A 3,421-nucleotide genomic window follows, 5' to 3' on the forward strand; every position below is an offset into this window, starting at 1 on the left:
CCCGGTGCGGCCATTTACCTGCACCATGGCAGCAAAGGCCCCAGCAGCAAAGAAAAGACATTTGTGGAGCTTGGTCAGGAAAAAAAACCTGTTCTCTTGATTGGAACCAGGTCTGCGCTGTTTATGCCGGTGCAGGATACAGGGCTTATAGTCCTGGACGAGGAGCACGACGAATCTTTCAAGCAGGACCAGACCCTTATTTATCAGGCCAAGGAGATTGCCTGGTACCTGGCATCCAGGGAAGAGGCCCTGCTGGTTCTTGGTTCGGCCACTCCGGATGTAAAGACTTTTCATGCGGCTCAAGCAGGACATGTGAGCCTGGTGGAGATGCACAGCCGCATCGGCAAAAGCACTCTGCCTCAGGTGGATTTTGTGGATCTTAAAAATGATCCCCCTGTTTTCGGAGCCATGGCCAAGACCTGCGCCGAGGCCCTGAAGGAGACAGTCAAGCGTGGAGAGCAGGCCGTGATCATGCACAACCGCAGGGGGTACTCCCCGGTGCTCATGTGCGAGTCGTGCTCTGAGACGGTGAAGTGCGCAAACTGCCAGGTGGGACTTACATACCATAAAAAAAGAAACCGCTTAGTCTGCCATTACTGCGGCATATCAGTTTCTTTTCCGCCTGTATGCAGGCATTGCCGGGGCTCGGAATTTATACCCGTGGGCCAGGGAACTGAGAAGGTGGAGGAGTTTCTGGCCAGACACCTTCCTGACACCCAGGTTCTGCGCTTAGACCGCGACAGCACCAGGAGTCCGGGCAAAGCTGAAAAGATACTGCAGGACTTTGCACAAGGACAGGCCCGGATTCTTGTGGGCACGCAGATGCTCAGCAAAGGTCACTCATTTCCGGAAGTTACCCTGGCCATAGTCCTGGACGGGGACCTGGGGCTGGGACTGCCGGATTATCGCTCCAGCGAGCGTATATTTCAGCTGCTGGTCCAGCTTTCGGGGCGATCAGGCCGCGGAGAAAAACCAGGCAGGGTGTTTATCCAGACACGCAACCCGGGACATTTCTGCTGGCAATATATCCGCGACTGCGATTACAAGGGCTTTTTTCAACAGGAGATAAGCCGCAGGCAGAAGTTCGGCTATCCGCCTTTTGTTCGGCTGGGATTGATTCGCTTTTCCTTTCCGGACACCTGGGAGGGCAAGGCAGACTTTCTGGCCGGCTTGCGCAAAAAGGCCAAGCAGGCGGCAGCAGTCAGCAAGGTGACCATGCTTGGGCCTGCTCCCGCGGTGCTCTCCAGGCTGAAAAACAGGGAGCGGCACCAGTTTCTGGTGAAATCCAGCGACTGGGCCGGCATCAAGCAGGCGTACCTGGAGCTTCGCCCCCTGTTTGAGCGTTACAGGCAGGTCCGGGCCAGCCTGGACCTGGATCCGGTGAATATGCTCTGATTGTAACCATTCAGGGGGACAGTCCCTTGGCCTTGTGCCAATAGTCATCACCGAGCTCCCCTGAATGGTTACCTCTGACTTGACTTGAAAGTTCCTCAGGACCAGTACATGGCTTTCCATTTATTAATCAGCCCGTTGGTGGAAGAGTCGTGGTCAGTGACTTCTGAGTCGTCTTCCAGTTCCGGTTCGATCTTTCTGGCCAGCTGTTTGCCCAGTTCCACTCCCCACTGGTCAAAGGAGTTGATATCCCAGAGTGCTCCCTGTACAAAAACCTTGTGTTCGTAGAGAGCAATGAGCGCTCCCAGAGTACGGGGCGTGAGTTCCGGCAGTATTATGGAATTGGAGGGTTTGTTGCCCGGGAACACTTTATGGGGCAGGATTTTTTCAATCTCATGGCTGGATTTGCCCTGGGACTCAAGCTCCTGCCTGACCTGGGCGCTGGTTTTGCCGAGCATCAAAGCCTCGGTCTGGGCCAGGTAATTGGCCATCAAGAGCCTGTGCTGAACAGGATCATGGCCGGGTTGCCGGGCGAATATAATAAAATCGCAGGGGATCATTCTGGTACCCTGGTGCAGCAGCTGGTAAAAGGCATGCTGGCCGTTGGTCCCTGGAGCGCCCCAGATCACCGGGCCTGTTTCATAGTCCACCTCCGCTCCCTGCAGGGTAATCCTTTTACCGTTGCTTTCCATCTCCCCCTGCTGCATATAAGCCGGGAACTCTTCCAGGTACTGGCTGTATGGCAGGAGGGCGTGGCTTTCCGTCTTGAAGAAATTGGTATACCAGATGCTTAAAAGGCCCAGGATAACCGGCAGGTTGTTTTCCAGCGGGGTGTTCAGGAAATGTTCGTCCATCTCGTGGGCGCCTTCCAGGAGCTGCTCAAAGCGCTCCATGCCGATGGACAGGGCTATGGGCAGCCCGATGGCGGACCACAGAGAGAAACGTCCTCCTACCCAGTCCCAGAAACCAAACATGTTTTGGGGGTCGATTCCAAACTCCTGCACTTTGGGGGTGTTTGTGGACACGGCTACAAAATGTCTGGCAATGTGTTCCTGGTTTTTTGCGCTTTCCAGGAGCCAGTCTTTGGCCCTGGCTGCGTTGAACATTGTTTCCTGGGTGGTGAAGGTCTTGGAGGCGACTATGAAGAGGGTGGTCCTGGGGTCCAGCCGGGCCAGGGTATTTTCCAGGTGGGACGGGTCCACGTTGGATACGAAATGCACCCTGAGGTCGGGTCCGCTGAAGCCGTCCAGGGCCTTGACGGCCATTCTGGGGCCAAGGTCGGAGCCGCCGATGCCTATGTTGACCACGTCCTTTACCGGTTCTCCGGTCCAGCCCCGCCAGTGCCCCTCCCGGACACCATGGACAAAGTCTTTCATCCTGTCCAGGACTTGATTTACCTGGGGCATGACGTCTTCCCCGTCCACGTAAGTGGGCCTGTTGGACCTGTTGCGAAGAGCCACATGGAGAACGCTTCTTTGTTCAGTGGTGTTGATCTTTTGGCCGGAAAACATGGCTGTGGTTTTATCTTCAAGGCCCATGTCCCTAGCCATGCCAAAGAGCAGGCTCATGGTTTCCCGGTCTATTCTGTTTTTGGAATAATCCAGAAATATCTGGCCGGCCTGCAGGGAGAAGCTTGAAAAGCGCTCGGGGTCAGCGGTAAACATGTCCCGCATATGGATGTCACTGATCCTGGAAAAATGTTCTTTGAGTTTTGTCCAGTAAGGGCTTAATGTAAGTCCAGACATTCGAGCCTCCTTGGTTTGTGGGTGCAGGCAAAATTTACAGGACATATGCCCCGGATGCCTGAATAAATAAAAATCATCGTAATTATTCACCAGGGTCCGGGGACTTCGCAAACAGGACGTAAAAACTCACTCCAAGGAAGCGTAAATCAAAACCTATACACGAGTTTTTAAGCCAGAATAACCTCGATAACATGCTTTAAATAAAGTTCGGTGTTTTACGGTTTTGATTAACGCTTCCTACGTCGTTCAGACAGTTTACGCCCAGTTTGCAAAGCCCCCGGACC

General features: G+C 54.2%; 2 protein-coding genes. One reads left to right on the top strand and one right to left on the bottom strand.

The annotated features are described in order from the left end of the window. On the top strand, positions 1-1,395 hold a 1,395-nt coding region (gene priA, locus D5S03_RS00210), incomplete at its 5' end, for a replication restart helicase PriA (protein ID WP_287042350.1). 95 nt (positions 1,396-1,490) lie between these two features. On the opposite strand, the gene pgi is transcribed toward priA, so the two are convergent. Further along, positions 1,491-3,137 (bottom strand): glucose-6-phosphate isomerase, encoded by a 1,647-nt coding sequence (gene pgi, locus D5S03_RS00215; protein ID WP_008868517.1) that lies wholly within the window; start codon positions 3,135-3,137, stop codon positions 1,491-1,493. Positions 3,138-3,421: the final 284 nt, after the last annotated feature.

Origin of the sequence: Desulfonatronospira sp. MSAO_Bac3 (assembly GCF_003838035.1) — a bacterium.
Lineage (GTDB): Bacteria > Desulfobacterota > Desulfovibrionia > Desulfovibrionales > Desulfonatronovibrionaceae > Desulfonatronospira > Desulfonatronospira thiodismutans.